31 protein-coding genes are annotated in these 25588 nt (G+C 54.5%); 27 read left to right on the top strand and 4 right to left on the bottom strand.

Annotated elements, in window-relative coordinates; all coding sequences use genetic code 11:
• Position 1 precedes the first annotated feature (1 nt).
• The 3 genes from BLS94_RS02530 to BLS94_RS02520 form a co-directional block, all read right to left on the bottom strand.
• Positions 2–1585, bottom strand: coding sequence for an FAD-binding protein (locus BLS94_RS02530; protein WP_090957625.1), 1584 nt, complete (start codon positions 1583–1585; stop codon positions 2–4).
• Between the two features lie 197 nt (positions 1586–1782).
• Positions 1783–2187: a Bor/Iss family lipoprotein gene (locus BLS94_RS02525; protein WP_090957624.1), complete on the bottom strand. Its 405-nt coding sequence runs from the start codon at positions 2185–2187 to the stop codon at positions 1783–1785.
• Between the two features lie 40 nt (positions 2188–2227).
• The gene (locus tag BLS94_RS02520) at positions 2228–2773 is read right to left on the bottom strand and encodes a hypothetical protein (RefSeq protein WP_090957623.1); all 546 of its coding nucleotides are present in this window, start codon (positions 2771–2773) and stop codon (positions 2228–2230) included.
• 566 nt (positions 2774–3339) lie between these two features.
• On the opposite strand from BLS94_RS02520, the gene BLS94_RS02515 reads away from it, so the two are divergent.
• Positions 3340–3726: a hypothetical protein gene (locus tag BLS94_RS02515; RefSeq protein ID WP_090957622.1), complete on the top strand. Its 387-nt coding sequence runs from the start codon at positions 3340–3342 to the stop codon at positions 3724–3726.
• 36 nt (positions 3727–3762) lie between these two features.
• Here the strand turns inward: BLS94_RS02515 and BLS94_RS15160 are convergent, their stop codons facing one another.
• Positions 3763–3891, bottom strand: a complete 129-nt coding sequence (locus BLS94_RS15160; protein WP_256325252.1) for a hypothetical protein — start codon at positions 3889–3891, stop codon at positions 3763–3765.
• Positions 3892–4070: 179 nt separating this feature from the next.
• Between BLS94_RS15160 and BLS94_RS02510 the strand changes: the two genes are divergently transcribed.
• The 26 genes from BLS94_RS02510 to BLS94_RS02385 all read left to right on the top strand — a co-directional run bounded on the left by BLS94_RS02510 (position 4071) and on the right by BLS94_RS02385 (position 25453).
• Positions 4071–4403 carry a hypothetical protein gene (locus tag BLS94_RS02510; RefSeq protein ID WP_090957621.1) on the top strand — a complete coding sequence of 111 codons (333 nt, stop codon included), beginning with the start codon at positions 4071–4073 and terminating at the stop codon, positions 4401–4403.
• Positions 4400–4936, top strand: a complete 537-nt coding sequence (locus tag BLS94_RS02505) for a terminase small subunit-like protein (RefSeq protein WP_256325251.1) — start codon at positions 4400–4402, stop codon at positions 4934–4936. The genes BLS94_RS02510 and BLS94_RS02505 overlap by 4 nt, the downstream gene beginning before the upstream one ends.
• Positions 4937–4977: 41 nt before the next feature.
• Positions 4978–6231 carry a PBSX family phage terminase large subunit gene (locus tag BLS94_RS02500; RefSeq protein WP_090957620.1) on the top strand — a complete coding sequence of 418 codons (1254 nt, stop codon included), beginning with the start codon at positions 4978–4980 and terminating at the stop codon, positions 6229–6231.
• Positions 6228–8225: a portal protein gene (locus BLS94_RS02495; protein ID WP_090957619.1), complete on the top strand. Its 1998-nt coding sequence runs from the start codon at positions 6228–6230 to the stop codon at positions 8223–8225. Before BLS94_RS02500 ends, BLS94_RS02495 begins: the two co-directional genes overlap by 4 nt.
• A gap of 13 nt (positions 8226–8238) precedes the next feature.
• On the top strand, positions 8239–8814 hold the full coding sequence (locus BLS94_RS02490; protein WP_072767562.1) for a hypothetical protein: 576 nt from the start codon (positions 8239–8241) through the stop codon (positions 8812–8814).
• Position 8815: 1 nt separating this feature from the next.
• Entirely contained in the window at positions 8816–10399 is a 1584-nt protein-coding gene (locus BLS94_RS02485; RefSeq protein WP_090957618.1) for a right-handed parallel beta-helix repeat-containing protein, read from the top strand.
• A 180-nt stretch (positions 10400–10579) separates the two neighbouring features.
• Positions 10580–11548, top strand: a complete 969-nt coding sequence (locus tag BLS94_RS02480) for a hypothetical protein (RefSeq protein WP_090957617.1) — start codon at positions 10580–10582, stop codon at positions 11546–11548.
• An 11-nt stretch (positions 11549–11559) separates the two neighbouring features.
• Positions 11560–12831, top strand: coding sequence for a phage capsid family protein (locus BLS94_RS02475; RefSeq protein ID WP_090957616.1), 1272 nt, complete (start codon positions 11560–11562; stop codon positions 12829–12831).
• Positions 12832–12983: 152 nt separating this feature from the next.
• Positions 12984–13430, top strand: coding sequence for a hypothetical protein (locus BLS94_RS02470; protein WP_090957615.1), 447 nt, complete (start codon positions 12984–12986; stop codon positions 13428–13430).
• 29 nt (positions 13431–13459) lie between these two features.
• Positions 13460–13876, top strand: coding sequence for a hypothetical protein (locus BLS94_RS02465; RefSeq protein ID WP_256325250.1), 417 nt, complete (start codon positions 13460–13462; stop codon positions 13874–13876).
• A gap of 10 nt (positions 13877–13886) precedes the next feature.
• Positions 13887–14219 carry a DUF6682 family protein gene (locus tag BLS94_RS02460; protein ID WP_090957614.1) on the top strand — a complete coding sequence of 111 codons (333 nt, stop codon included), beginning with the start codon at positions 13887–13889 and terminating at the stop codon, positions 14217–14219.
• Positions 14216–14857 (top strand): phage adaptor protein, encoded by a 642-nt coding sequence (locus BLS94_RS02455; RefSeq protein ID WP_090957613.1) that lies wholly within the window; start codon positions 14216–14218, stop codon positions 14855–14857. The genes BLS94_RS02460 and BLS94_RS02455 overlap by 4 nt, the downstream gene beginning before the upstream one ends.
• 158 nt (positions 14858–15015) lie before the next feature.
• Complete coding sequence (locus BLS94_RS02450) at positions 15016–15918, top strand: hypothetical protein (RefSeq protein ID WP_090957612.1); 903 nt, start codon at positions 15016–15018, stop codon at positions 15916–15918.
• A complete protein-coding gene (locus BLS94_RS02445; protein WP_090957611.1) occupies positions 15918–16265 on the top strand; it encodes a hypothetical protein in 348 nt (115 codons plus the stop codon). Before BLS94_RS02450 ends, BLS94_RS02445 begins: the two co-directional genes overlap by 1 nt.
• 256 nt (positions 16266–16521) lie before the next feature.
• Positions 16522–16791, top strand: coding sequence for a hypothetical protein (locus BLS94_RS02440; protein ID WP_090957610.1), 270 nt, complete (start codon positions 16522–16524; stop codon positions 16789–16791).
• A gap of 278 nt (positions 16792–17069) precedes the next feature.
• Positions 17070–17249, top strand: a complete 180-nt coding sequence (locus BLS94_RS02435; RefSeq protein ID WP_072767553.1) for a hypothetical protein — start codon at positions 17070–17072, stop codon at positions 17247–17249.
• Between the two features lie 2 nt (positions 17250–17251).
• Positions 17252–17551 carry a hypothetical protein gene (locus tag BLS94_RS02430; RefSeq protein WP_072767552.1) on the top strand — a complete coding sequence of 100 codons (300 nt, stop codon included), beginning with the start codon at positions 17252–17254 and terminating at the stop codon, positions 17549–17551.
• On the top strand, positions 17548–17853 hold the full coding sequence (locus BLS94_RS02425) for a hypothetical protein (RefSeq protein ID WP_090957609.1): 306 nt from the start codon (positions 17548–17550) through the stop codon (positions 17851–17853). Before BLS94_RS02430 ends, BLS94_RS02425 begins: the two co-directional genes overlap by 4 nt.
• A 31-nt stretch (positions 17854–17884) precedes the next feature.
• A complete protein-coding gene (locus BLS94_RS02420; RefSeq protein ID WP_072767550.1) occupies positions 17885–18424 on the top strand; it encodes a glycoside hydrolase family protein in 540 nt (179 codons plus the stop codon).
• A 12-nt stretch (positions 18425–18436) separates the two neighbouring features.
• Complete coding sequence (locus BLS94_RS02415; protein WP_090957608.1) at positions 18437–20467, top strand: hypothetical protein; 2031 nt, start codon at positions 18437–18439, stop codon at positions 20465–20467.
• 91 nt (positions 20468–20558) lie between these two features.
• Positions 20559–20942 carry a hypothetical protein gene (locus BLS94_RS02410; RefSeq protein ID WP_090957607.1) on the top strand — a complete coding sequence of 128 codons (384 nt, stop codon included), beginning with the start codon at positions 20559–20561 and terminating at the stop codon, positions 20940–20942.
• 76 nt (positions 20943–21018) lie between these two features.
• Positions 21019–21456: a hypothetical protein gene (locus BLS94_RS02405; RefSeq protein WP_090957606.1), complete on the top strand. Its 438-nt coding sequence runs from the start codon at positions 21019–21021 to the stop codon at positions 21454–21456.
• Positions 21457–23004 carry a hypothetical protein gene (locus BLS94_RS02400; protein ID WP_090957605.1) on the top strand — a complete coding sequence of 516 codons (1548 nt, stop codon included), beginning with the start codon at positions 21457–21459 and terminating at the stop codon, positions 23002–23004. It abuts the gene before it with no gap.
• Positions 23004–23615, top strand: coding sequence for a GNAT family N-acetyltransferase (locus BLS94_RS02395; protein WP_090957604.1), 612 nt, complete (start codon positions 23004–23006; stop codon positions 23613–23615). Before BLS94_RS02400 ends, BLS94_RS02395 begins: the two co-directional genes overlap by 1 nt.
• Positions 23608–24732 carry a hypothetical protein gene (locus BLS94_RS02390; protein ID WP_090957603.1) on the top strand — a complete coding sequence of 375 codons (1125 nt, stop codon included), beginning with the start codon at positions 23608–23610 and terminating at the stop codon, positions 24730–24732. Before BLS94_RS02395 ends, BLS94_RS02390 begins: the two co-directional genes overlap by 8 nt.
• A complete protein-coding gene (locus tag BLS94_RS02385; protein WP_090957602.1) occupies positions 24725–25453 on the top strand; it encodes a hypothetical protein in 729 nt (242 codons plus the stop codon). The genes BLS94_RS02390 and BLS94_RS02385 overlap by 8 nt, the downstream gene beginning before the upstream one ends.
• The last annotated feature ends 135 nt before the right edge of the window (positions 25454–25588 follow it).

The following is a 25588-nucleotide window of genomic DNA, read 5'->3' as shown; positions in this document are numbered from 1 at the left end:
TTCAGTTCGTCAGCCCTACGCCAGCAGTGAAGTCGTTGTTGAATATCTTCCGCACCGCTGCGCTTTCGAGTAACGTCTCGCGGCTGGCGAGCCAATGGTCGACGGAGACGTCCCCATAGCAATTACGTACACGATCAGGCGTAAGGAATGCATTATATTTCCCCCAATGCAGGGTGAAGGGAATACCTGCCGCATCAAGGGCTTCCCAGACCTTGTTGTAGAATGCGCGGGTTTCCGGGGTGTTCACCGCATCCATTTCCAGTACTGCCGTGATGTCGAAGCGGGTGAATCCGAGCAGTGCCTGTGTGCCTTTGACAAAACGGTGCGAAAGTATCAGCGGCAGGACGACGTTTGCGTCTTTGTATATCCTGAAAGCGATTTCCATTGCCTCGATTGCACGGGAGACGGGCATTCCGACACCGCAGCCAAGAGTCTTGCCCAAAGTTTTCTCGCCTCGGAAGAGATCGCGGATGATCGCCTTTTTAAAATAAGGCGAGAACTCCGCCTCTACCTGGCTGTTGAGCAATGGCAGGGCCAGCTTGTTTATCGGACTGGGAATTTTCCCCACCAGCGCGCCCATTATGTCAAGGCCCGAGGCGCCCAGGCCGGGCTCCCCGGCATTCCATTCCGGCGGTGTGTAATTATCCGGATCATAGGCCGATTCATACATTACAAGAACGATGGCTTCGGCAGGGGGTGTGCCCTCATTGGGGTTGAAGAATATTTCAAAATGGTAGGGATTGTCTTTGGGCACGGCGTTGGCTACCGCCGGCAGGGAAATCAGACTCGGGTCGCAGGCGGCGATCGCGGCCTTGAGCGTGGCGTCATACGGATGCCGGAACCGGACCGCATTCAGAATGAAAAGCGCACGCGTCTCGATCATGATGCCGTGAATAATACCGAAGGAGCCCAGGCTCACCAGCGCAGCGTTGAAAAGCGTATCGTCCTGTATGAAATCGGCGCCTATGCTCTCCGCAAAGGCAGGTTGCATCACGGGATATGACTTCCGCTCCAGATAGACTTGCTTGTTCGGTCCGGTGATGAGGTGCAACCCGACGACCATCTCCTGCATCGCGCCAAAGTTGTAAGCGCCACCATGGGTTCCCGTCGAGACCGCGCCAGCGACGGTCTGGCCGTTGTTGGAGCCGCAACCTTTGATCGACAAGCCGCTGGCAAAGAGATATTCGTTCAGCGCGGCAACCGAGTTGCCGCATTCGATGAAGCGCAGTTTCGCGGCATCGCCTGCGTACCCCGAATCGGTCAGCGCATGCGGGACCTCGAACGCCAGCCGCAATGCTGTGTTGTCTATCAGGCGGCCCTTCGTGACGGCGACGGTACTCAGCGACCACAGGCTGCCATGCGCGCGCAGAGACTTGCCATCCCGAACGCAAGCCTGAATGATGCCCTGCAATCCCTTTGTCGCTTCATTGTAAGTGTCGAAAGGCGGCTTGCCGCCCCGGTCGATGCGAAAGACGTATTCTCCCTCGATCGTCTGCCTGAAAGAGTCGTGCCGTCCGGTTTCGAGGATGGTGGGGCGGAAAAAGATTCGTTCATCCGAGCTGTTTTCTTGTCGTCCGTTGGGCATATTCTTGCTTCCTTATGGTCTGGCAGCCTGTTGGACTTAAAGGAAATCGGCTGCAAAAGCGTCCGGCTGGCTCATATCTCCCCGCTTTTTCGGCCAATAGAATAACTATTGGCCTTCAAAATCCTCAAAATTTGCCCTCACCGAGTCAGTTTTTCGCTGCGATTCTTCAAGTCCGACAGGCTGCCGGCTGATACTTATCAAGAAACGTTCCGTGATTTTTTTCGCGGTACAGGGAGCGTGCCCGGCCTTGTCGGCGGCGCTTTGCAGCGGAAGTGCACCTCCGTCGGCATCCAAAGACCCAAGGTGATAACACCGGCAAGATCATGAGCCAGCGTACGGTAGATTACGACATCGTTGATACCCTGGCCATGGCATTCCGCTGCAAAAACCTGGGGGTCCAGCATCAATCCCCAAAAATACGCGTGCATAGTCTTACTTTGGTAACCCGCAGTATGCCCTTCAGGACTTATAGGGTCCGAATCTGGAACACTGACCTGAAAACTGGCGCAGCCGGACAGGAAAAAAAGGCCCATGCAGGCAGCAACACACCAGGAGCGAAATTCCTTACCTGTGCCGCGCTCTCTCATGCTTGCGGTTCCCATTACCGCTCTCCTTGTCGAATAGTTCTTGGTGCGTTCGGGCCTAGGGCCTGGTTGTGGTGGTGTAGCCTTTTTGTTTTGGTATCTCGCCGTTTACGGTATAGACCGGGCACGGCTGCTGATGACCAGGTGCCGCCAGGGATCGTGTTGACGTGATTTTGATCAAACGCCGTGCTGGTGCGTTTGTCGTGGCTTCCGCCGCCGCAGCTTCCTCAGCCAGATCAGGCGGATCGCAAACGACATAACCATTAACTTTGTGAAGAGGCGTGTCCCGCGGCATATAACTGCCGGGATACTGGAACCCATGCATGTTGTTATAACCCGAACCACCGCCCATCGGCGGCATGGGCAACACCACGACCAGCCCGCCAAGTGAAGATCGATCAAGGCGCTGAGCCTGTTTATGCGACGCCCCCAAAGGCACAAGCAGGTTATTCATCGCCGGGGGGTAAATGAACGGGTTGTCCTGCACCATCTCCGCAGGGGGATTGGCTGCGGCGTTCTGGTTTGCAGCCCCCCATTCCTGTGCTGGCGCCTGGCCCGAATATGCCAGACCGAATATGAAAGGCACTATGAAAAGTTTGATCACGGATATCTCAAGAAAGTGTGAGTATCGAAGCAAGGGTCCGCTGAATCATTATACCGCACCGCCCCGGCCGCTTTTATTTATAGCAGCCGCCGGCAAAAAATCAATTTTCATTGTAGCTGAGTCAATTTTTCTCCAGTTGAAAACAATTTCCGCCCGCGCTTTCCATGGCAAACCGAATACCGCAACATAGTGATTTTCCATTTTATACCTCTTAACGTAGAAACCTCTTGACAACGATCGGTAACGCTGTATAATTCGCTTCCATATTGTGGATTTCCGTGCACGATCACTAAAACTAAAAACCCGCTACAGCGGGGCTCACATCCACCCGCCTTTCGCGGGTTTTTTATTGTCCGCTTTTTAGCGGCTTTTTTTTGCCTGCCCCCAGGAAGCAATAATATTGAAGAAATTCTTGTACGCTGATACGGCGCAATGCGCTTTGCTTAATCGACGCTTACGTCCTATGAAATAGTATCTGCGTTTACGCAGTATCCTGATTACTAGCCAACCCGCCTCAGGCGGGTTTTTTATTGCCCGCTCTCAACAGCTTTTATAGGCAAACGTAAATGATCAGCAGTCCTGCGATTATAGCAATCGTCCTCGCAATTTTTGTCGCTCTTGCCTTTAGTGGCGGTTTTGCAGTCAGCAATTGGCGGTCCGCGTCGGAGATACAACGGCTCAGCTCCAGTAATGCGGTGCTATCGGCGGCAAACGACAAATGCGCTACCGATATTCAATCCGTGCGCAGCGCGATAGATGCGCTGGCGGCAGCCTCAGCCGCGCGAGATAAAAACGCGGCAATGGCGATGCGACGCGCAGAGTCGGTTGCTGTGAAACACACAAACCACGCAAAAAAAATAATCTCTCTTCCGCCAGTAGCATTGGAAGATCAATGTGAGGTATTGGCCCACGAGCAGATAGAGTACGTAAAAAGCCGCCGCCAGAATAACTAGATTAGCATCAGGCTGTGTTGCTCGTCGTTGCATAGATTAACTATGCGCCTTCTCGCGCCTTGCCTGATGCCAATCGAGATTGGCGCTCATGTTGCGTTTCCCGTCGTTGCATAGAGTAACTATGAGCTCCTCACGCCCTGCCTGATGCCTATCGGTCCGCGTCATGCTCGTTGCTCGCAGTTGCATAGGAATAACTATGCGCGTTCTGGCGCCTCGCCCGTTGATTTAGCGGTAACCCACGTCTTTTTGCATGCTGCCGAGGTGGTAGCCGAGGCCGTCGAGTGCCGTGTTGCTGCGTTCGACATCAAGTCATTTTTAATCCTTATTCATTCAGGTATGTCTATATGCAATTGATGACGCGCTACGCCCGCCTCGCGCTGGTGTCGGTATTTGTAACGCTGCTGGCCGGTTGCGCTGGCAAACCGGTAATTCAGACGCAGGTAATCGAAAAACAAATTGCTGTGCCGTGTCTGGTTGAGACTCCATCTGAATGTAAATCAGCCTATGCGGTTGATCGTACTTCGGCAAAAGATGATGCAGTAACCATCAACAGGGCGCTGCGTGCTGAAATCGAGGAGAGATGGGCATGTGAGGTTAAATTACTCGCAGCCATGAAAGGCTGTAACAAAGAGACAAAAAAAGAGGGTGCGATGAGCGCTGAAAAAGCCGGATCATGAGTGAATTTGAACGTGAAGTGCTTTCAATAAAAGCAGCGAAGAATCAAGCAGGCGCGACAGTATCTGGAAGAAAAAAGGGTGCGTCGACAATTAAAACACCTGAATTGCTGGACGCGATTTTTGCTGGTATTTCACTTGGCAAATCGGCCCGGGCAATGTGCGTGGAAGTTGGCATCAGTCAACGCGTCTTATGGAACTGGTTGGCGTGCGATGAAGATCTCATGCGGCAATATCTGCGCGCGAAAGAACTTTGCGTGGACGCTTATGCTGAAGAAATCATCGAAATTTCCGACGACGGATCAAAGGATACTTATATCGATGAAAAGGGCAAGCAAGTGATTGATCGAGAGGTTATCGCACGCGCCCAATTGCGTATCGATGCCCGCAAATGGTATGCCGCGAGGCTGGCGCCCAGGAAATACGGTGACAAACTTCCGGTAACGCACGAGGCGGGCGATACAAAAAGACAGGCGATGCAACGCGTCGAGGTGGCTTTTGTCTCTACAACTGATGCCGGCAAACAGGTCATATAAAAACATGGGACCGAGATACAGGGCATCAAGGACATCATGCCATGGCCGCGCATAGGGCGGAGTTTCCGGCCAAGCTCCGGTTCCTGTTCGAGCCGGCTCGGTATAAGGTTCTGTACGGCGGCCGCGGCGGCGCAAAAAGCTGGGGTGTAGCCAGGGCATTACTGATACAGGCGGCTGCTACCCCATTGCGCATCCTGTGCGCGAGGGAGTTCCAGAACTCTATTGTTGAATCTGTGCATCACTTGTTGCAGGCCCAGATTGAGGCAACCGGACTGGGACCTTTTTATGAGATACAAAACAGCATGATTCGGGCGGCCAATGGTTCCGAATTCATATTTGCCGGGCTGCGCAATAATGTCACCAAGATCAAATCGTTTGAAGGCGTTGATCGGGTCTGGATTGAAGAAGCGCAGACGGTCAGCAAATCGAGCTGGGATACGCTTATTCCGACTATTCGTAAAGACGGGTCGGAAATATGGGTTACTTACAACCCGGAGCTGGAAACGGACGAGACGCATCAGCGATTTGTCGTCATTCCTCCGCTTGGCGCCGTGGTGGTGAAAATCAACTGGAATGACAACCCCTGGTTTCCCGAAACATTGCTTCGGGAAAAAGATGCGTTGAAAGCCCGTGATCCCGATGCTTACCAGAACGTCTGGGAAGGAAATTGCAGAGTGACGCTGGACGGCGCGATCTATGCGAAAGAACTCAGGCTTGCCCAGGAAGAAGGGCGCATCCGGAGCGTGCCCTATGATGCCGCAAAGCAGGTGCATACCTTCTTTGACCTGGGGTGGGCCGATAACACCAGTATATGGTTTGCCCAGGCGGTTGGGAACGAACTCAGATTGATCGATTATTACAGCAGCAACCAGATGCCGATACAACATTACATCAGCGTGCTGCAAAACAAGGGATATCTATATGGTACTGATTGGTTGCCCCATGATGCAAAAGCTAAAACACTGGCAACCGGCCGGAGCGTCGAGGAGATCATGCTTGCGGCCGGGCGAAAGGTGAGGATAGTGCCGAATCTTTCAGTTGCCGACGGAATCAATGCCGGGAGAACGATATTCAATCGTTGCTATTTCGACGAACAGAAATGCACCGAAGGATTGCAAAGCTTGAGGCGTTATCGATTCGACGTCGATCCTGAATCCAGGCAATTCAGTGGCAGGCCATTACACGATTATCATAGCCACGCCGCAGATGCGTTCAGGTATTTTGCTGTATCGGTGGAGGATGAGAAACCGGGTGCCAGCGTGCGCGGTGTCAGCATGAAGGGGTGGCGCGCATGATCGAACAGAAAATTACCTCGGATATATCGGTCGAGGCTTACGACAAGATCTGCCGCGATATTCGCCAGCAGCCGAAGTGGCGGCTCGATTCAGACACCGATTGCGATTACTACGACGGCGCACAGATAACCACGGAGGTGGTCCAGCGACTGAAGGAAGCGGGCATTCCGCCCCAGGACTCGAATCTGATCAAGCCGACGATCAATGCCGTGCTGGGACTGGAAGCGCGTAGTCGCACCGATTATAAAGTTACCTCGGACGACGAGAGCCAGGCCGAGATCGCTGAAGGGCTTTCCGCAAGGATCAAGGAGGCAGAAACCGAGTCACGCGCCGACCGCGCGATGTCCGACGCCTATTCCAGCATGATTCGTGCCGGGATTGGGTGGATTGAAGTGTCCCGGGAATTCGATCCGCTGAAATATCCGTATCGCGTGCGGGAAGTGCACCGTAACGAGATCTACTGGGACTGGACAGCGAAGGAGCCGGACTTGTCCGACGCGCGCTATCTGAGGCGTGATAAATGGGTGGACTGCCTTCAAGCGTCATTAATGCTGCCGGATCAGGCCGAGCTCATCCAGAACAGTTGGTGCGGATGGAACAACCTGGACGTCTATGATGGAACTGACACCGGCATGGCCAGAGCCTACGAGATCGAGCGAGCCTGGGGCCAGGGCCAGCAGGATTACCTGAACCGGAGCTCGGGCATGGTCAGGCTTTCCGAGTTGTGGTACCGGCATTTCGAGGAGGGGTATGTGCTGGCGTTGCCGGATGGTAAAGCCATCGAATACCGGGAGGAGAATCCGTACCATCAGATGGCGGTAGTACAAGGACGGGTACAGGTACAGAAATCGCTGCTCGCAAGAACGCGCGTCTCGATCTGGCTGGGGCCGCATAAATTGATGGACGTGCCAAGCCCGTTGCCGAATACGGATTTCCCTTATGTACCGTTCTGGTGTTTTCGCAAAGATCGCAGCAGAGCGCCCTACGGGTTGATTCGCGATATGCGCGGGCCACAGGATCAGATTATCGACCTGGATATTCTGCTCTATGAGGTCCTGAATTCGGTAAAAGTCGAGGTGGACAATGACGCGCTCGACCTCAGCCAGAATTCATACCACGAAGTTGCGCAGAATATCAGCAGCTTGCGATCGATGACTGTTCTGAACGCCCAGCGCCGGAACACCGCGGGATTCAAGGTAACGCGTGAGCACCAGCTTGCAGCGCAAGTGTTCCAGTTGATGCAGGAGCGCAAGCGGAGAATCGAGGAAGTGGGCGGCATATACCGTGCCATGCTGGGGGCGGATACCACGGCCACCAGTGGCGTCGCCATCAACAGTCTGGTAGAGCAGGGCTCCACCGTTCTGGCTGAACCCAACGATAATTTCCGTTATGCCCGGCGAATAGTCGGGCAGCAGCTTCTGGCACTCATCAAGCAGGACATGCTGGGTAGCGCAACCGCCGTGGCGGTCAAGCGTGGCGCCGGCCAGAAGACCGTGTACTTCAACCGCTCGGTGATTACCGACACGGGCCCGGTAGTGGAGAACGATATCGCAACCGCCCAGGTCAAGGTCGTGCTGGAAGATATACCTGCCACGCCCAGTTTTCGGGCGCAGCAATTGCGATCATTCAGCCAGATCGTACAGTCGGCTCCGCCAGCTTACCAGGCCGTGCTTTATCCCGCCATGCTGGAACTGTCCGATGTACCTAACCGGCATGAACTGGCGGATCAGCTGCGAAAGGTCGGTGGCGTGGATGCAGCGGACCAGCGGACCCAGCTCATGCGGGAGCAGTTTCAGGCCGCAATGCAGCAACAGCAACTGGCTATGGCCGGATTGCGGGAGCAATTGATAAAGGCGCAACAGGCACTGACTGACAAGTCGCGTGAATTGGACCTTAAAGAGCGGAACCTGGATATTGAAGAAGAGAAGTTTGAGGTGGATGCCAGGCTGAAGATCGAAGAGCTACAGTTAAAGCATACCGATAGCGCATTTTAGTGAAGGAGAAAACATGATCAGGTTTTTAAATGATGAAACCGTTGCAGGGCACAGGTTCGGGAAAGGCGCGATAGCGCGATTCGATTCAGCAACGGAGGCGCAGCTTATTGCCGTGGCGGATGCGGAAAATTATCCGCTGATTTCGCGCCCGATTGAAATACTGTCCGGATCGGCGGTGGCGACATCTTGTGCATTAACCGCCATTGATGAAGTGCTGGCTTCGTTTACCATTGCTGCCGGAATACTTGGGGTCAACAGCGTCCTGCAAATAGAGCCGCTATGGACATTTGCCAGTAGTGCGAACAACAAGGTCCTCAAGATCAAGATTGGGGGAATGACGGTTTACAGTGCCACGCGCACTACGTCGGTTAAAGAGGCACCGTTGTTCGTGCTCGCAAACCGGAATTCTCTTGCCTCGCAGATACACCCCTATGACAACAACTACGTCGTGGGGGGGTTGGATACACCGGTTACCTCGGCAATCAATTTCGCGAACGCGCAAACCGTTGAGATTACCGGTCTCCGGACAAATAGCGGAGACACTTTGACACTTGAGTATTACCGAATCCTGCATTTTATAGGCGATTAAAATGACTACCTGGTATGTTAGGCCCGACGCGAGCCACTCAGCTATACGCAACGGTACGTCATATGCAACCGCCTGGGGCGGATGGTCGTCTGTCGTCTGGGGTGGCGTTGGCGTTGTTGCCGGGGATACGCTGTATGTATGCGGCGCACACTCAGCCGGTGTAATCCTCGAGATTGGCGTGCATGGCGCAACTGTAAGCAGTCGTGTAACGATCAGAGGGGACTATGCTGGCGATTCCGGTTCCATTACGTTTACTACGGGTAATTTCTACCTCAATGTCAATCGTTCATATACGACCGTCCAGAATTTAACGATTATTGCGGCTAATTATTCATGTATCGCGCTTGGCGGGGCGCCGCTTACTGGTGTCCATGTCAGACGCTGCACGTTGAAAGGCGGCGGAAACTCGATGGTGCTGTTTCTTGCATTCAATGGATGGTCTTATATCGATTGCATCATTGACGGAAACACATTTTTAGGTGGCGCAGGCGCAGTAGGGGGTTCAGCTATCCAATGGTACGCGACATCAACCGGATCAGTAACGAGCCTCTCAAACCTCCAAATCAGCAATAATACGTTTATTGGCTGCTCAGCTGCTCGAGCAACTATTCTGCTAAAGGCGCTAAACGCAGTCGCCGCTGCCACAAAGATGGCCGACATCGTCGTATACGGCAATACGTTTATCGCCTGCAGTGCAGTAATGATGGAGGTTTATGGGCCGGATGTATATGGAAGGAATACCGGAATCAAGGTTTACAACAACATTATCCGTAATCAGACGCTGGTGGGAATCATTGGTGGCGGGATCGTTCTTGGCGGTTTCGCCCAATCGCTCACGGCTGACTTTGGGGAAAACGTTGTTCGCAACAACAAGGCATATGAACTGAACGGGATGAGCGGATTTGTGAACCTGTTTTATGGGACTTACAAGGTGTTCGACAATTACGCCGATGGCATTAGCACACCTACTATCGACGGTAACGGCGTTCTATTCGACCACGGTTGCGATAACTGCGAGGCGTTTGGAAACGAATTCCGCAATATTCGCGGCACGCGAGCGGAAGGTTACTACGACGGTGGATTTGGCATCCTGGTGCTTGATGCCACGAATTGCAAAGCCTACGGCAACTTGATAGACGGCTGCGTTACCGGGGTCGCATTCGGCAACAAGGATGGCGGGCAATCAGCAAATATATTTAACAATAGTTTTCTCAATTGTTCGCAATCAGGCGCTTATCTTACCGGTGGGGCTGAAGTTAAAGGCAATCTGGTTCGTAACAACATATTCACCGCCACACGCAACACAATCTCCTCAGTGAAAAATAACGCGGCTATTTGGACCGGGGAGGCGAGCAACTGCTTCCATGGCTTCGGCGATGCTTCAAGGCACACGCTACACGCCACAACTAACACTGTCGATCCTCAGCTGGACGGGAACTACCGGCCCCGGTCGGTGGCGCTTGTGCGTAAAGGGACTTACCTGGGCGGGATGGATTTTAACGGCAAACGTTTCTATAACCCGCCCAATATCGGTGCGGTGGATGACGTAACGGCAACACCTCGCTACCTGGTGACGGAACCGTAATTTCTTTTCCCTGAGGACAGGCCGCTTTCGAGCGGCTTTTTTTTGATTTTCATATTCAGCGATTAAAAAATTCCAATCAACTGGAACACGCGCTAACGGCGATACCGTAGTTTTTATCAACCCTGCCCGGGTTAGTACGGGCAGCCCGCTCACTGGGTTAAGCAGTTGGAGGAAACGGTAATGGAAGTAGATCAGCTTACGGATGAGCAAATTGCAAACCTTACGCCCGAACAGATCGAGATGCTGGAGAACGAACCAGGTCTTCTTGTTGAAATTCTGGGCGAACAAACGGTAGCAGATGAGCCCAGCCAGGAAGAGGGAACAGGGGTGCCCGGTGGCAGAAGCAGCATCATGGATGAAGTTGAGCCCGTCGTTCTGAACAAGAGCGGCAAGGGAATCATTCCTTACGAGAAACACAAGGAATTGCGCGTGGAAAACTCGGCGCTGCGCGAGCAACTGAAATCCGCACAGATGGAAAACAGCAAGGTTGCCGAGAAGCTTGGGGCGCTTTTGAAGAAAAAAGATAACGCGACAGGTACAGATGCTGCTGTGGCGGACGATGCCATCGAAAAACACCTGGAGCTTATCAGAAGCGATATGCCCGAGCTGCACAAGGTAATCAGCGCGGTTCTTGAAGGAAGCCGGAAGCAAGGCGAGAAACTGGAAAAAACGCTCGAAGAACTGAAGCGCGAAAAGGAGGAGTCTGATCGCGCAGCCCAGTTGAGTATCCAGGAGCAGGTCGCCGAAGCCAAGGAAAATATGCCTGACCTGGTCCATTGGGAAAGCAACGATCCGCAAGCCTGGGATGAAGCCCTGAAGCAGGATGAGATTTTGAGAACCAGTACCAGATGGTCGGGAAAGCCTTATTCCGAACGGTTCGAGGAAGTCGTCCGCCGCGTCAGGGCAATCATGCCGGAAGCTTCCTTACCAACAAAGCATTCCGGCCACGAGCAAACGAAAGCCGACGCGAAAGCAAGGCTTGAGAGCGCTCCAGTACGGAAACCCACAACCCTGTCGGATATTCAAGGCGGTGCAAATCCGGCGTCCGAGCGAGAGCAGATCGACAATCTGAGCCCGCATGAACTGGCTCGAAAGTTGATGCAAATGCCATCGCAAAAAGCCGCCGCCCTGAGAGCCGAACTTGATTAAGGAATAATGAAATGGCTGAAACAAACGTAGCAAGCGGAAGCTCGGTCGCTGTAAAACATTATAGCGCCGCACTCTTCGCCAACACCCTGAAAGGGGCATCATCGATCGAAAATCTTTCCGGACCAGTGGAGCCATCCGCTGCGATGGAAAAGATTGCGGGTCAAACCGAGCCAGGAATGCCTATTGTCCGCATCGACAATCTGATGAAAAGCGCAGGCGACATCGTCTCGCTGGATCTGGTGGATACCGTAAGCGGCGAACCATTGATGGGCGACGTCAACCGCGAGGGCAAGGGTGACCCTCTCTCGTTCTCTTCGATGGAAATCAAGATCAACCTTTCCAGCAAGGTGATCGATGCCGGTGGCAGCATGTCACAGCAACGCACCAAGCACCAGTTGCGCGAAATTGCCCTGGCGCAATTATCCGGCTACTTTCCGCGGCTGGATACGCAGGAGTCGCTGGTTCACCTGGCAGGCGCGCGTGGCTCGCAAACGGGAACGGACTGGACGATACCGCTGCAGACCAGCAACAAATTTGCCGACATTATGGTTAACCCCGTGAAAGCGCCGACCTACAACCGGCATTTCGTAGTTAACGGGGCAAATTTGACTGCGGGCGGCCAGCAGCTCGGCTCGATCGTCTCCACCGATATGCTGAAACTCTCGCACCTGGATGTATTGCGCAAGCGCCTGGACGACATGGATCAGCCCTTGCAATCGGTGAAGCTGCCAGGCGACCGCGCCGCACAGACCTCGAAGATGTGGATATTCCTTGCCACACCGAACCAGTACTCGGTACTGCTGACCGAAGGTTCGCTGCGTGCATTTCAACAGAATGCCATGAATCGCTCGGCCTATCTGGACACCCGCCATCCGCTTTTTGCCGGTGAAGTCGGCATGTGGAACGGCATACTGGTGATCAAGAATGAGCGGGCAATTCGTTTCATGCCCGGCGAGAACACCAGTATCGTTACTGCCGCGAATGCGCCGACTGCTACCGAAACCAGTCAGGCCGTCAATGGCGGCCTCACCGCTGGTTACGCCGTGGAGCGCGGCTTGCTGCTCGGCGCCCAGGCACTCGGCGTCGCTTATGGCAAGACCAAGGTCAGCGGCATGCAGTTCGGCTGGAAAGAGCACTGGTATAACTTTGAAAGCAACCTGGAAGTCATGGGTGAGAAAGTATGCGGAAAGAGCAAGGTGCGCTTTTCAGTCGATGATGGTACGGGTACCAAAGTGCCGACAGACTTCGGCGTCATCGCGGTCGATTCCGCGATACCTCTCTAACTCAGACTCGAGACGAAGTGCAGGCGGTGCGATAGATCTGTATCAATAATTGGAGAAGAACAGGTTCCCGTTTCCGCAGGAGCGATGGCCTCTCCATGTGATGCACGCCTTATAAACGCACCGCTTCATCATTATTACAAAAGGGGTTATGAATGGCTACTTTTAGTGCAGCAGATTTGAGCAGCAAAGCCCGGCACATGGGCGGCTATGGCAATACCGTTGTTGCCTGGGGCTCAGTGGCGCCCACAGCAGGGGCCTCAGGCGACATCTATCGCCCATTGATTATTCCGGCAGGCATAGAGGTAACCGATGTGGACATCGTGAACGACAAGCTGGACAGCAACGCAACCCCTGCAATAGCCTTCAAGGCAGGTTATGCGCCGGTCTACCCGGACGAGGGCCCCGCTGCGAGCGATGCGTACTTCACAGCCGCCGGCAATACCGTGCTTCGCAATGCCGGCCGCGCTTCGCTCGCGTTTCAGCCGGTCAAATTCGAGAAGCCGGTATATCTGACTATCACGCTTACAACAGCGGCGGCGTCTTTTGCGCCAGGCAAGGTAACGGCAATCGTCAAGGGCGATGCAGTGGGAGTGAAGTAGACATCAGGCAGCAGTAAGCGAGTAAGGGCGTGATTTCAGGCGGCTACCGCGAGGTGGCCGCCTTTTTTATGGAGCATTACATGCCGCATCTGAAATACATTGCCGCTACAGTTAAAACAGACAGCATCAACGGTGTCGGATTGAACTGGCAGCCGGGGCAGGTTCGTAATGTCACCGCCGAGGTGGCCGAACGACTGCTTGTCTTTACCGATACCTGGCAGATTGCCGACGAAGCGAACGGAAGCAATGAACGCATCGGGCTCGCTGAGCAATCCCAAGCAGCGGAGGAGCCGCTGCCCGTCATCGACTTCCACGCGATGGATAAAAATACGCTGATCGAGTATGCCGAACGTCACTATAACGAACGGCTGGGCAAGCGCCAGAGTGAAGAAGCGGTGCGACACAAGGTCATCGCCTTATTCTCCAGACACGAAATGGCCGACTGAGGGATGACAGATGGCTTTCACCTACCACTCGGTTATCGATCTGGCGCGCATACCGCTCAACGATGAGGATAAAGCCAGGTATTCAGACGCTACGTTGCTGTCATTAGCCAACCATGCAGTGCTACAAATCCTCAAGCGCCGGCCTGACTTGTTCGTGGGTCAGTTCGCCAGCCTGCCGGACGGAGAGGGGATGTTGAGCGATGTCTTTCCAGTATCTGCCGCGTACGTACAAACCGTGGCGGATTATGTCACGGCCAGAGCGGAAATGACTGACGACGAGCACGCCAGTTCAGGCCGCGCTGCCGTGTACGCCCAACTATTCAGCGCCGAGGCTCAATCATGAAACTGTGGCGTGATTTCTACGATCTGATGATGCCGGATCTGCCCGGTTGCCCATCCGCTGCTGCCGATAGCGCGTTGCGCCAATCCGCCATTGCATTTTTCGAGCAATCTCTTGCCTGGCAAGGAACGCATCCGGATGTTTCAGTAGCTGCGGGCGTGGCGGAATACGCTTTTACCCCACCGGCGGATGCGGTGGTGCATTTAATTATCCATGCGGCACTGGATGGAGAAAAAATCGCATTGTATCCAGGTGAGCCGAGCATGGGCAGCATGAACCGGCACGGGCGGAAGGGTGCTCCGGCATACATTCTTGCCGAGGCCGCTTCCTTGATGCTTGTGCCAGCACCTGCCGCACCCGGTACGTTGTCGATGACCGTTGCTTTCAAACCTTCACCGGCCAGCATGGGGATAGTAGATGGGCAATTCAACGAATACCGCGAAGCGATTGTCCACGGCGCACTGGTGCGGCTGATGCTGTCGCCCAAGAAGCCATACTCCAGCACCCAACTCGCACAATACCATCAACAGCAATTCGCAGTAAAGACAGCGGCGGCAGGCCAGCGGGTGGCGAGAGGTTATACGCGTGCGCGGTTGCAAACCAGAATCATGGCCAGGGGTATAGAGCCGACCATCAAGTAATAAGGGAAACGGTCTGGATTCTCGTTTTTGGGGAATGAGGACGCCAAAGCATTCTGATTTCCGGTTATGCAGAGGACATGAAGACGTCCAGATTTCCGGCTTTGAAGGAGAGATGTCAGGCCGCTATAGGCTGCTGGCTCAAATAATAAGGGTAAAGCATGGGACTCAAGTTCTCGAATTTCGGCAAGGCTACCGTCAGTTCCGCACCAAGCGGCACAGCGGGGTTGAGCTTCACGGTTGAGGCCGGAAAAGGGATTCTCTTCCCGGTGCTTGGCGCCGGCGATTATTTTTATGGTATTTTCAAGGACGCCTCGGGCAATCGGGAAATCGTAAAGGTCGAGGCGCGCAGCACAGATAGTCTTGCGATCTCCGCGGGCGGACGTGGGCTGGACGGCACCGCCGCCCGAACCTGGGCGGCCGGTGATTATTTTCTGGCTGGCGTGACCAACGTTGCCCTGCAGGAGTCGCTTGCAAACGCGAATCTCATCGCGCTGGGCGGGTTGGCCGCATCGGCCGACAAGTTGCCGTATTTTACGGGGGTGGGCACAACCGCACTGGCTGACCTGAGCTCCTTTGCCCGAACGTTACTGGATGATACAGAGGCGGAGGCGGCACGGGCAACATTGGGAATTCCCGCCGCGATTGCCGCGCTTATTCCATCCGGCACGGTCATGTCATTTTTTCAGCCTGTCGCCCCCGTTGGTTGGACACAAATAACCACACATGACAATAAGGCCATACGAATAGTCAGCGGCCTCGGCGGAAACTCGGGCGGTTCAGTCACATTTGCGAACGCCTTCGCGCTGCAAGCAGTTAATGGATCGAACAGTGCCACCACCCTTACCTCGGCCCAAATACCGTTTCATACCCATAGTTTCAGTGTGTATGGTACATCGGGCGCGGGACCGAACCCTGGCGGCGGCGGGGGGGGAGTAGTAACGGGAACGCCAGTCACAGATAGTGGTACTGGTGGTGGCGGCTCCCATAACCACACTTTTACTGGCACAGCCATCAACCTGGCCGTTCAATATATCGACATGATCATAGCGAGTAAAGACTGATGGAAACCAGGGTTGCCGATTGCCCGCTCGGGGCGAAGTGCGAGGAGGTCAAAACCGAAGACAGGAAGCCTATCCTGTACCGCTGCCCCTGGTATGTGCAGATTCTCGGCGTCGACACGAATACCGGACGGGAAAGCGGCGCCTGGGGCTGCGCCATTGCATGGCTTCCCACCCTGATGATCAACACGGCCAACGAATCGCGCAAAGGCGTGGCGGCCACCGAATCGTTCCGCAACGAAATGGTGAAGCAGGGAGCGCAGACGCAGCAGGTGCTGCGGGTAGCGGCGCAATCGGCGAACAGGAAACCGGACATCAAACCATTGGAGCAAGCAGACGTATGCGAATAACAATTATTCGAGACGACGGCGTCATCTGAGTTGCCGGGATATTCAGGCTGGTTAACTTGTCGGCGTTACCCATCGGCATACGTGGCCGTACAGTGAATGGCATAAGCGGGCACATGGAGTATGACGGCGCTGCAACACGGCTCTGGACAGCATAACGGACTTCAAGCCATTTATAGAACGATGGACTGCCGCAACTGCCGCTACCTCGCAATTATTTATTCCGCCTCCTCCACCTGCGCCGCCTTCAGGCACCCAGATGAAAGTGGCCGTGCTGATACGCATCAATGCAGCCTATCAGGCCGCTATCGATGCAATGAGCGCAGATTACCGTCGGGCGAAGTCGGCAGTTAGCCTAAACAGGAAGCAAAAGCCAATGCCTGGCTGCTGGATCCAGATGCTGCAAGGCCGTAGCTGGATAGCGCGGCAGCCGGGCAGGGCAAAAGCAGGGCTGAACTGGCTGGCAAGATCATTGCCAATGCCGCGCTGTTCGCACCTGCCCATGGTCATCGCGGGTAAGCGACAGTAATTGCGCGACCAGGTCGCCGCACTAGGCGACCATGCGACCCAGGAACGGCCGGATGCAATTCAATGGTAAGCACGCGGGCACGTATAAAACAGGCACGTATAAAACGCTTAACCCACCTGTAACACAGCTGATCAGATTCAGTTGATCAGATTCGTCGGATATGACGCGGCTTTGCCGCGTTTTTTTTTGCTCCTCACCAGCATAGAACCACTTGTCCCACAGGGATCACTGGGACCACTTTGCCTGTTTGTTCAGATTTATTTTTTGGAGAATTCACCATGACCATGTTTCAGCGCAAGCGCATCAGGATCATCAAGGACGAGATGGAAAAGCAAAATGCCGCGGTCGACGCAAGCGCCGATAAGCTGCTCGATAAATTGAAGGCATCCAAATGGACGGCGGCGATGCTGCTGGGCGCTGCCCTGTTTGCCATTGCACTCTTGTGGATCCTGTCCTGATCATGGCGGACGATGATAGCGATCACAAGACCGAGCGGCGGCGCGGGCCGTCCACCTCTACATTATCCTTTAGCGGGATTATTGCAATAGCGGGTCTACTCGCGTCGGGCGTTGCGACCTATAACGCGGTGCAAAACGATATTGCAAGCTTGAAGCGGGGAGAACTTTATCAGGAAAGAACCAATGAGCGCCTGGGCGAAGAGCTCAAATCGGTACGGGTGGAGCAACGGGAAACGATGAAAGAATTTAACGAGAAGCTCGACCGGATCATTGACCAGTGGGCACGCGGGAGGAAGCAATGAGATATCCGCTTGGAGCCCTGTTTCTGGCGTCATGTTCCATGCTGGCGCCACTGCCGGCGGAGCATCAGGCGGAGCATCAGATGGCCGAGGAGCCCGCAACCGCCATTCATCCCGAGCTGGGAAACGGGACGGAGACGCGCAAGCCGAAACCCAGGATATCGTCTTCACCCTCACCCTCATCCGAAATTGCGTCCTGTGCCACCCTGGATGCGGGCGATATGAAAGAGACGATAAAGGCGAAGCTCGACTGCATTACGGAAAATGCCAGACGAGATCCGCCGCAATCGGCAAGAGTGCCGTGAAAAAATGCAGTAAAAATCCGAGGATCGAGAAATGATTAAATCATCCGCGACGCAAGTCCGGTCTGCAATGGCGGTATTGGTGCTAGCGGCCTCCACGCTCGTGGGGATCGCAGTGCATGAAGGCTACAAGGATGAGGCATATATTCCTGTGCCCGGCGATGTGCCGACTATTGGATACGGCACGACTGCCGGGGTCAGGATGGGCGACAGGACCACGCCGGTGCGGTCACTGGTGCGGTTGCTTGACGAGATCGAGGGCGTCTATGCCGCGGGCGTCAAACGCTGCGTGACCGTACCGCTGTACCAGTATGAGTACGAGGCGTTTGTCAGGCTGGCTTATAGCGTTGGCATCCCGACATTCTGCCGAAAAGCTTTGCCGGGAAAATCGCCCAACCTGATCGACTTGATCAACGCGGAAAAATATGCGGAAGCATGCGCACGTATAGAGGCGTTCAAGTACGGACCGGGCAGAAAAGTATTGCCGGGCCTGGTAAAGAGGCGGGCCGAAGAGCGTGCGATATGCGAAGGAAAGAAATCAGGCCAGCAATATGTAACATTATCCCAAAATTGAGGCTTTGCCAGAGTGAGCGCTTTCAGAATCACTGGATTTTCCGGGTTGGTGCCAAGGCTGGCAAAGCAATTGCTTGGGGCCAGCCAGGCTCAGGTTGCGACCAACTGTAATTTGACAAGCGGCGATTTACGCCCGATAAACGGCCCGCGTCTGGTATTTGCACCGGTCATCGCCAATGACATCGTTTCCATGTTTCGCATGGAGAAGGATGGGAATGAAAAATGGCTGGCGTGGGACAAGGATGTGGATGTTGCCCGTTCTCCTGTTGCCGGAAATACATCGCGACGCTTTTACTACACCGGCGATGGCGAACCGCGCGCATCGGAATATGACATGGCAACTGCGGGCGCCGGGCCTTATCCATCGGGCTGCTATGTGCTGGGCGTGGCACAACCGCTTAATCCGCCTGCTGTCATGCCCGCCGGCGGCGCCGGATCGACGGTTACCCGTTCCTACGTTTATACCTTTGTCACACAATGGGGCGAAGAATCCGCGCCGTCGCCGGCATCCTCAGTAACAACCGGCAAGGATGACGATACCTGGGCGCTATCAGGCATGGATACCGCGCCGCCCAATACCGGGTCAATAACCGGCGCAGTGAAGGATATACCGTTTGAGGGACAGGTAGAGATCACGCTGGATACGGTGTATGGGCTTCGGGCGCACGAGAAAATCAGGTTTGCATCCGTGGAGGGTATGGCGGATCTCAATGGCGAGTTTGCGCTGGTGGGTGTTGATCCAGCCACAAATAAGGTCGTGGTGTCGCTGTCGACAACTCAGGTTTACACCGCCGGCGGGGCATGGGTACGGGTGGCGCGGCACAACACGAGCGGCATGGCCAAGCGTATTTACCGCACACTCACCACTTCGGGCGGAGCGGAGTATCACTATGTCGTCACGGTATCTGCAATTACCACCACGTACGATGATTCAACCCGCGATGAGGAAGTTGCCCTGGGTGAAATGCTGCCTTCCACAACCTGGAATATGCCGCCTGCGAACATGAAGGGTATTACGATCCTTGCAAACGGGGTGGCCGCTGGTTTCGCCGGCAACGAAGTCCTGTTCTCGGAACCATTCAAGCCCTATGCCTGGCCGACTTCTTACCGCCAGACCTACGACCAGGACATCGTTGCGATTGCCGTTACCGGCACCACATTGATCGGAATGACCGAAGGCAACCCATTTACCATTACCGGGGTTGACCCGGTGACAATGGGCGGCGGCATGGAGAAGCTGGGCGTGGCGTGGCCCTGTATGGCGAAGCGCGGCGTGGCAAGCTTTGCGTTCGGCATAGGCTACCCCGCCCCTCAAGGCATGGTAATTATTGGAACGAATAGCGACATCGTTACCAAAAACCTGTTCACGCAAAGAGAATGGGCGGAGCTGAACCCTGCCACATTTATCGGCACCTCTGCCGATAACCGCTACTACGCGGGTTATACCGCTAACGATAGTTCGCTCATGTTTGTGATCGACAAGGCCGAGAGCGCATCCTTTATCAAGATCAACCAGAATATCACCGCAATATGGGCGGACCCGGCTACAGGCAAACTCTATGTGGCAGTGGACAGGAAAATTTACGAATGGGAAGGCGATGCCGGGGCCAAACTCGCCTACGAGTGGAAAAGCAGGAAATTCATCACTGCGCCTCCCGTTAATTATGGAGCGGCGAAGATAGACGCTGACTTCGATATGCCGGAAATGGAGGCGGCATCCGCGCAGACTTCTTACGATGCGGCTATTGCAGCAAACCAGGCATTGATTACCGCCGGGATGATGAATGACGGATTAGCCGACTCCTGTCTCGCCGAATATGAGATTGGCGGCGATGCCATGCAGGATATTCCGCCGCTTGCCATCGATTCCCTGCAATTTCAGCTATGGGCCGATGGTGCGCTGAAATTCACGAGGCAGGTGCGTAACAGTCGCGCTTTCCGGCTGCCCGCCGGGTACAAATCCGATAACGTGGAGATTGTGCTATCCGGCAATGTGAAGGTTACCGGAGTGGTGCTGGCCGAGACAATGGATGGGTTAAAGTAGGCATAGCAAATATTGAAGTGACCTGCTCAGTTAGCTTGGTTCGCCCAGTTCGTCTGGGCGTTTTTTTTGTTTATGGAAAAAGGAGTATCGAGTGGCAAAATACGTGCATTCCGATGTACTGGATGGCGGCCTCAATGCAATCAGAAATGGCGCAATCCGCATGCTTTTGCTCAAAACCTACATGCCGACGGACAGCTACGCAACAGTAACCGGAAACGCGATCTGTGAAGTTACCATGGTCTCTGGCGATTACGCGCTGACCGGCGCCGATGGCGCGGCACGTATCTTGAGCGTTTCGGCCAAAAGCGGAGCGGCTTTCGCCAACTCGGGCGCAACGCCGGATCTGCATATTGCTTTTACCGATAGCGTCAGCAAGGTTTTGCTGGTAACGGATGAGACCAGCGACCAGGTGATTACCAGCGGAAATACCATCAATTTCCCGAGCCTGACTTATACCAGCTCACAGCCTGCCTAAACCCGCTTAGGCCTGCTTAAGTACCTAAATCTGCTTAAACGAGGCTTTCCCGGAAAACTCTTGAGGAACACAGATCATGGCAATCTTCACACAGACTCAGGGCGCTCGCAGCCCATCCGTACTGAATTTGGGAACACTGGCGAACGCGGCCTATATAGCATCGGCAGCAATTGACCTGGGCGCCGCTATTCCACTGGACGTTACTTTGGAAGTTGAATGCGACCCGAGCGGGACCCCTGCTGGCAACAGGCAACTCATCCTGTTCGCAAAGCTATCGCTGGACAATATCAATTTTGGCAGTGGGCCTGAAACCGGCCTAACGGCAACTGAAGAAGCTGATTTGCATTGGATTGGAACATTGCCGTGCAATGATACCAATACGCATAGAAAATTCTTCAGCCTGCAAGGGCTGCCCACTGCCCGCTATTTAAAGCTGGTCGCAAAAAACGACATGGGCGTGCCACTGACTTCCGGCAATATTTACCTCGCTGAGATTGCCGGAGTGTCGGCGTAAGTGTCTGCATTAATCCTGCCGCGCCGGTTTAAGCAGCAGCCGCAGGCGCCCGCGCCGATAGACTGGACAAACCCGCTAGCATTCGGCTTGGCGGCGGCAACCGTATTTGATACTGCAGGCGCGGTATTTGACCGCGTAACCGGAGTCAAATATCAGGTAACGAATGGCACATACCGCACGGACAAACCTGGGCGCGTTACTTCATTCGCTGGAGCGGGCTACGTCAATACGGGGAAGCAGAGCCTCGGCGGTGTAAATCTTTTTGCTGACTCAACCAGCCAGTGGTCGGTTGTTATTTATGCGCGGCTTGAGGATACCGGAAATACCGGTACATTTGTAGGCAAAGCCAGCGCCACTGGCGCAAGCCGAACCTTCCAGATTTACTGTGATGCTGCTGCCAATCAAAACCCTGGAATCTGGCTGCGCGGCGCTCAAACTATTCCGAAATGGGAATGGGGGAACGCCGATTGGCATCAATACACGATCACTTGGGATGGATCGATTGCCAAACTCTACGGAGATTACGGCAGGGAAGTCACCCTTATTGTGGGCGCGGCGGGTCAAGAATCAGAAAACATTGTTTTTGGGGCAAGAACGGGTGGCACCGGCGGGTTACTTACGGGGCGAATTGCTTACGGGTATTTCTATAACCGCGCCATCGGTCGCGCAGAAAGTATCGCCCTATACAACAATCCGTGGCAGTTATTCAAGGCTTCCCCAAAAAAGTTGTGGAAAAGCAGCAGTACGATATGTTATTTGACTGCTGAAACTCCGGCTCAGGCGAATTTCGTCGATATGGGAGCAGTAGCGCAGGACCACGCGCTGGTTGGGGCCGCATTAACGCAAAATGGCACGGCCAAAGCCGGGACGCTCATCCAGGATCAAGCTCTTGCCGCTGCACCAGCCGTTCAAACCAGCTCGTCAAATGCGGATGGGCGGATTACCCAGAATCAGGTTCTTGCCGCTGTATCGAACGCTCAGACCAATATGTCCGGCACCGGCGTGGTAACACAGGCACGAATGTTGATCGTGCCAGGGGGAACACAGGGACAGGCATGCTTTGCGCCTGCGATAACCCAAGCTCACATCATCGTTGCCGCTGCGCCTACCCAGGAGAACACGAGTACCACTGGCTTTCTGTATATCGGCCGGGGCGGGCTCGAAGCGGAACCGGTGGTTCAGGGAAATTCTGCAGGCGCCGCGATCATTACGCAGACGCACATCCTCATTGTCTCCTTTCCCAATCAGGGTAACAAAGCCGGCACAGGCGCCATCAGCGATGGGATTGTCGTCGAAGCTGCGTTGAGTACCGGCATGGCGGCAACGCTACGTATCAAGAAACCGGGCATACCTGCGGGAACGCCGGAATGGTTGAAAACCATGATCGAGCTACTGACCGGGCGGCGGGGAAACAGAATAATGCCACCAGCGTTCCGCGCGCTTACATTCTCTGCCGTACCTACCCGAGCGGAATGTGAGGCTCTCTATGCCTATACCAATGACGTCCGCATTGCGGTAGAACGCATAATCACCAGACTGGATAGCTGATGAATACAGAACTGATTGCTTTGCTCAAGACAAACATGGGCTTGCCCTTGCTACCCGGGTTGGCGGCAGACATTTGCGTTGCAGCCAGCCGGATTGGCACGTTGATACCGGCAAGCGTAATTGAACGGATCGAACCCGAAGGTCATGAGGATTTCATATTTTCACTGGAGCGTATCGAGAACATTGGCGAGGAGATAAAGCCGCTGCACCGGGTGCATTGGGACGAGACGGAGGCGCATCGGCATGGGCTGCCGTTCAATCCGGATTACGAGACCTTCATCCGTTATGAACGTGCCGGGCGGTATGTTCTCTTGACCCTGAGACGCGAAGGGAAACTATTGGGCAATTGTGCCATGTACCTGGATAGGAGCGCGCATACGCAAACCATCATTGCCACGGAAGACACCCTCTATTTATTGCCTGAAGCGCGCAAGGGGAGGGTTGCCCGGCATTTTGTGGCCTATACGGAAAACGCAATGCGGCGCATCGGCGCAAGCGAGATCAATATTACCGTGAAGACGGCCAACAAGGCTGCGCGGTTCTTCCGCCTGCTCGGCTATCGCCATGTGGAAAATGGATTGAATAAAATACTGGAGGTTGAAAATGTGTAGCTCGAAACCGCCGAAACCCGATCCACTGATCGGCCAGACAGCGAAGCAGAATGCCGATATCGCGCAGCAGCAGCTCGATGTAGCGAAACAACAGCTCGAGTGGGAAAGGGATAGAGCCAGCGTGCAAGACCCGCTCATTCAAAAGATTGTTGATCAGCAGATTGCATCGGGCGATGCCGATGCCGCCAGGGCGGAGTCGCAATGGCAGGTTTACCGCGATCTGTTCGCGCCCGTAGAGGAGCGCATGGTCCAGGATGCCAATGAGTTCGACTCACAGGCGCGCAAAGACCGGATGGCGGCAGAGGCGGGCGGCGATGTCGTGCGCGGCTATCAGGCTGCGCGGGATATTAGCCAGCGCTCGATGGAGCGCATGGGCATCAACCCGAATTCGGGCAGATTTCAAGCATTGGACCACGAAACCAATCTGGGGCTGGCCAAAGATACGGCAGGCGCCATGAACAGGGCGCGCCGGGATACTGAGCTGCAGGGCATGGCCATGCGGCAAGGCACGGCGCAATTCGGGCGCAATATGCCCACCACAGGGATAGCGACGGATGCAGCCGCTTTGAATGCCGGTAACTCAGCCACAGGAAACCTCGCCACCCAGGCGGGGCTGCATAATGCCGGCCTGAACGCGGCACAGAGCTGGTTCGGTGGAGCTACCGGGGCCAACAACTCAGCGGGCAATACAATGCTGAATCAGTACCAGGGCCAGCTTGGCGCATGGCAGCAACAGCAACAAAACAAGGCAGCCGCGCTGGAAGGATTAGGGAGCCTTGTTGGAACGCTAGGGGGCGCTTATATGATGGGGCCAAGGCTTCGCAAAGGCGGCATCATAAAAAACGGAACCCCTTATGGCCCTGGATTACTGAAGCGCAAGGCCTATATGAAGGGCGGTATGATAAAAGGCCCGGGCACCGGCACGAGCGGTTCCATCCTGGCAAGCATTGAAGGGATCAAGCCTATCCGTTTATCCAACGGCGAAGCAGTATTGAACAAGGAAGCCATTGATCTGGTAGGGGAGGATTTTATCCATCGAATCAATAGCGGAAGCCTGGCTATGCTGAAGCGTAACCGCGCTGTAGATAAAAAAAATAGGGAGGTGGGGCATGATTAATGGACTGGGCGCATTTGCCAGCGGGCTCGCGAAAGGTTTGGGCGCGGGGCAGGATATCAATTTGCGGCGACAATATCTCCGTGAACAGAAAAAATCCGGTCTGCGCAAAACAGAATTGCATCAGGTAAAAATGGAACAGGCTGGTTTCGACAGCGAAAAGCGGAATCGGCTGCGGAACGCCAACGACGAAATAGTTGCCGGCTGGCAGCGTAATCAGCAGGATGGAACTGCTCAGCCATTGCAATCCACAGCGCCGGGGCTAAGCGAGATTTCCGCACAAATGCCCCCGGCTGTTGACACAAGGTCCGCAGGGCTTTCCGGCCTGAACAAGCCGGGGGCGCGGCCAACGATGTCATCCGATGAATTGATCGGCATGCGCATGTTGACCAGCAATCTTCCGGAAGACCCGAATGAGCTGACGCGGATGGCAGGCGTTTATGAGAAATATGGCCTTCTGGAAGAGATGGCGCCATGGATGAACCAGGTTTATGCTGCCAAGAAAAGTCGTATCCCTGATGCGTTGCATTTTTTGTTGAGTGGAGATGCGAAAGGCGCCAGGGAAGTATTGGAAAAAGGCGGTGTAAAACTATTGGCTGATCCATTGGAGATTGGCGGGGATAATAATATTTGGAAATTTAGGCTTGAAAAAGGTGAAGAAAAAAATATCGAACTAAAGAATTTAGCAAAAAAGTTTTTTCCCACGAGTATTCAGACCGATTAATAATTGGAAATTTGTTGCCGTAGCGTGGCGCGCAAATCCATACTTCGCAGGTTCTTAAATGGATATGTTTATCGTTTGATACTTTTGTAATTACCTTCACAATCGCACGCGGCATCATGTTCAAGCATCGGCAGG

Source organism: Nitrosospira sp. Nsp18 (assembly GCF_900103145.1).
Lineage (GTDB): Bacteria > Pseudomonadota > Gammaproteobacteria > Burkholderiales > Nitrosomonadaceae > Nitrosospira.
This window is presented reverse-complemented; position numbering and strand designations above follow the sequence as displayed.

Bases quoted from the DNA above. Each gene is read 5' to 3' on its own strand.
- BLS94_RS02530 (WP_090957625.1), bottom strand. From the start codon at position 1,585: ATGCCCAACGGACGACAAGAAAACAGCTCGGATGAACGAATCTTTTTC.
- BLS94_RS02525 (WP_090957624.1), bottom strand. From the start codon at position 2,187: ATGGGAACCGCAAGCATGAGAGAGCGCGGCACAGGTAAGGAATTTCGC.
- BLS94_RS02515 (WP_090957622.1), top strand. From the start codon at position 3,340: ATGATCAGCAGTCCTGCGATTATAGCAATCGTCCTCGCAATTTTTGTC.
- BLS94_RS15160 (WP_256325252.1), bottom strand. From the start codon at position 3,891: ATGACGCGGACCGATAGGCATCAGGCAGGGCGTGAGGAGCTCATAGTT.
- BLS94_RS02510 (WP_090957621.1), top strand. From the start codon at position 4,071: ATGCAATTGATGACGCGCTACGCCCGCCTCGCGCTGGTGTCGGTATTT.
- BLS94_RS02505 (WP_256325251.1), top strand. From the start codon at position 4,400: ATGAGTGAATTTGAACGTGAAGTGCTTTCAATAAAAGCAGCGAAGAAT.
- BLS94_RS02500 (WP_090957620.1), top strand. From the start codon at position 4,978: ATGGCCGCGCATAGGGCGGAGTTTCCGGCCAAGCTCCGGTTCCTGTTC.
- BLS94_RS02495 (WP_090957619.1), top strand. From the start codon at position 6,228: ATGATCGAACAGAAAATTACCTCGGATATATCGGTCGAGGCTTACGAC.
- BLS94_RS02490 (WP_072767562.1), top strand. From the start codon at position 8,239: ATGATCAGGTTTTTAAATGATGAAACCGTTGCAGGGCACAGGTTCGGG.
- BLS94_RS02485 (WP_090957618.1), top strand. From the start codon at position 8,816: ATGACTACCTGGTATGTTAGGCCCGACGCGAGCCACTCAGCTATACGC.
- BLS94_RS02480 (WP_090957617.1), top strand. From the start codon at position 10,580: ATGGAAGTAGATCAGCTTACGGATGAGCAAATTGCAAACCTTACGCCC.
- BLS94_RS02475 (WP_090957616.1), top strand. From the start codon at position 11,560: ATGGCTGAAACAAACGTAGCAAGCGGAAGCTCGGTCGCTGTAAAACAT.
- BLS94_RS02470 (WP_090957615.1), top strand. From the start codon at position 12,984: ATGGCTACTTTTAGTGCAGCAGATTTGAGCAGCAAAGCCCGGCACATG.
- BLS94_RS02460 (WP_090957614.1), top strand. From the start codon at position 13,887: ATGGCTTTCACCTACCACTCGGTTATCGATCTGGCGCGCATACCGCTC.
- BLS94_RS02455 (WP_090957613.1), top strand. From the start codon at position 14,216: ATGAAACTGTGGCGTGATTTCTACGATCTGATGATGCCGGATCTGCCC.
- BLS94_RS02450 (WP_090957612.1), top strand. From the start codon at position 15,016: ATGGGACTCAAGTTCTCGAATTTCGGCAAGGCTACCGTCAGTTCCGCA.
- BLS94_RS02445 (WP_090957611.1), top strand. From the start codon at position 15,918: ATGGAAACCAGGGTTGCCGATTGCCCGCTCGGGGCGAAGTGCGAGGAG.
- BLS94_RS02440 (WP_090957610.1), top strand. From the start codon at position 16,522: ATGAAAGTGGCCGTGCTGATACGCATCAATGCAGCCTATCAGGCCGCT.
- BLS94_RS02435 (WP_072767553.1), top strand. From the start codon at position 17,070: ATGACCATGTTTCAGCGCAAGCGCATCAGGATCATCAAGGACGAGATG.
- BLS94_RS02430 (WP_072767552.1), top strand. From the start codon at position 17,252: ATGGCGGACGATGATAGCGATCACAAGACCGAGCGGCGGCGCGGGCCG.
- BLS94_RS02425 (WP_090957609.1), top strand. From the start codon at position 17,548: ATGAGATATCCGCTTGGAGCCCTGTTTCTGGCGTCATGTTCCATGCTG.
- BLS94_RS02420 (WP_072767550.1), top strand. From the start codon at position 17,885: ATGATTAAATCATCCGCGACGCAAGTCCGGTCTGCAATGGCGGTATTG.
- BLS94_RS02405 (WP_090957606.1), top strand. From the start codon at position 21,019: ATGGCAATCTTCACACAGACTCAGGGCGCTCGCAGCCCATCCGTACTG.
- BLS94_RS02395 (WP_090957604.1), top strand. From the start codon at position 23,004: ATGAATACAGAACTGATTGCTTTGCTCAAGACAAACATGGGCTTGCCC.
- BLS94_RS02390 (WP_090957603.1), top strand. From the start codon at position 23,608: ATGTGTAGCTCGAAACCGCCGAAACCCGATCCACTGATCGGCCAGACA.
- BLS94_RS02385 (WP_090957602.1), top strand. From the start codon at position 24,725: ATGATTAATGGACTGGGCGCATTTGCCAGCGGGCTCGCGAAAGGTTTG.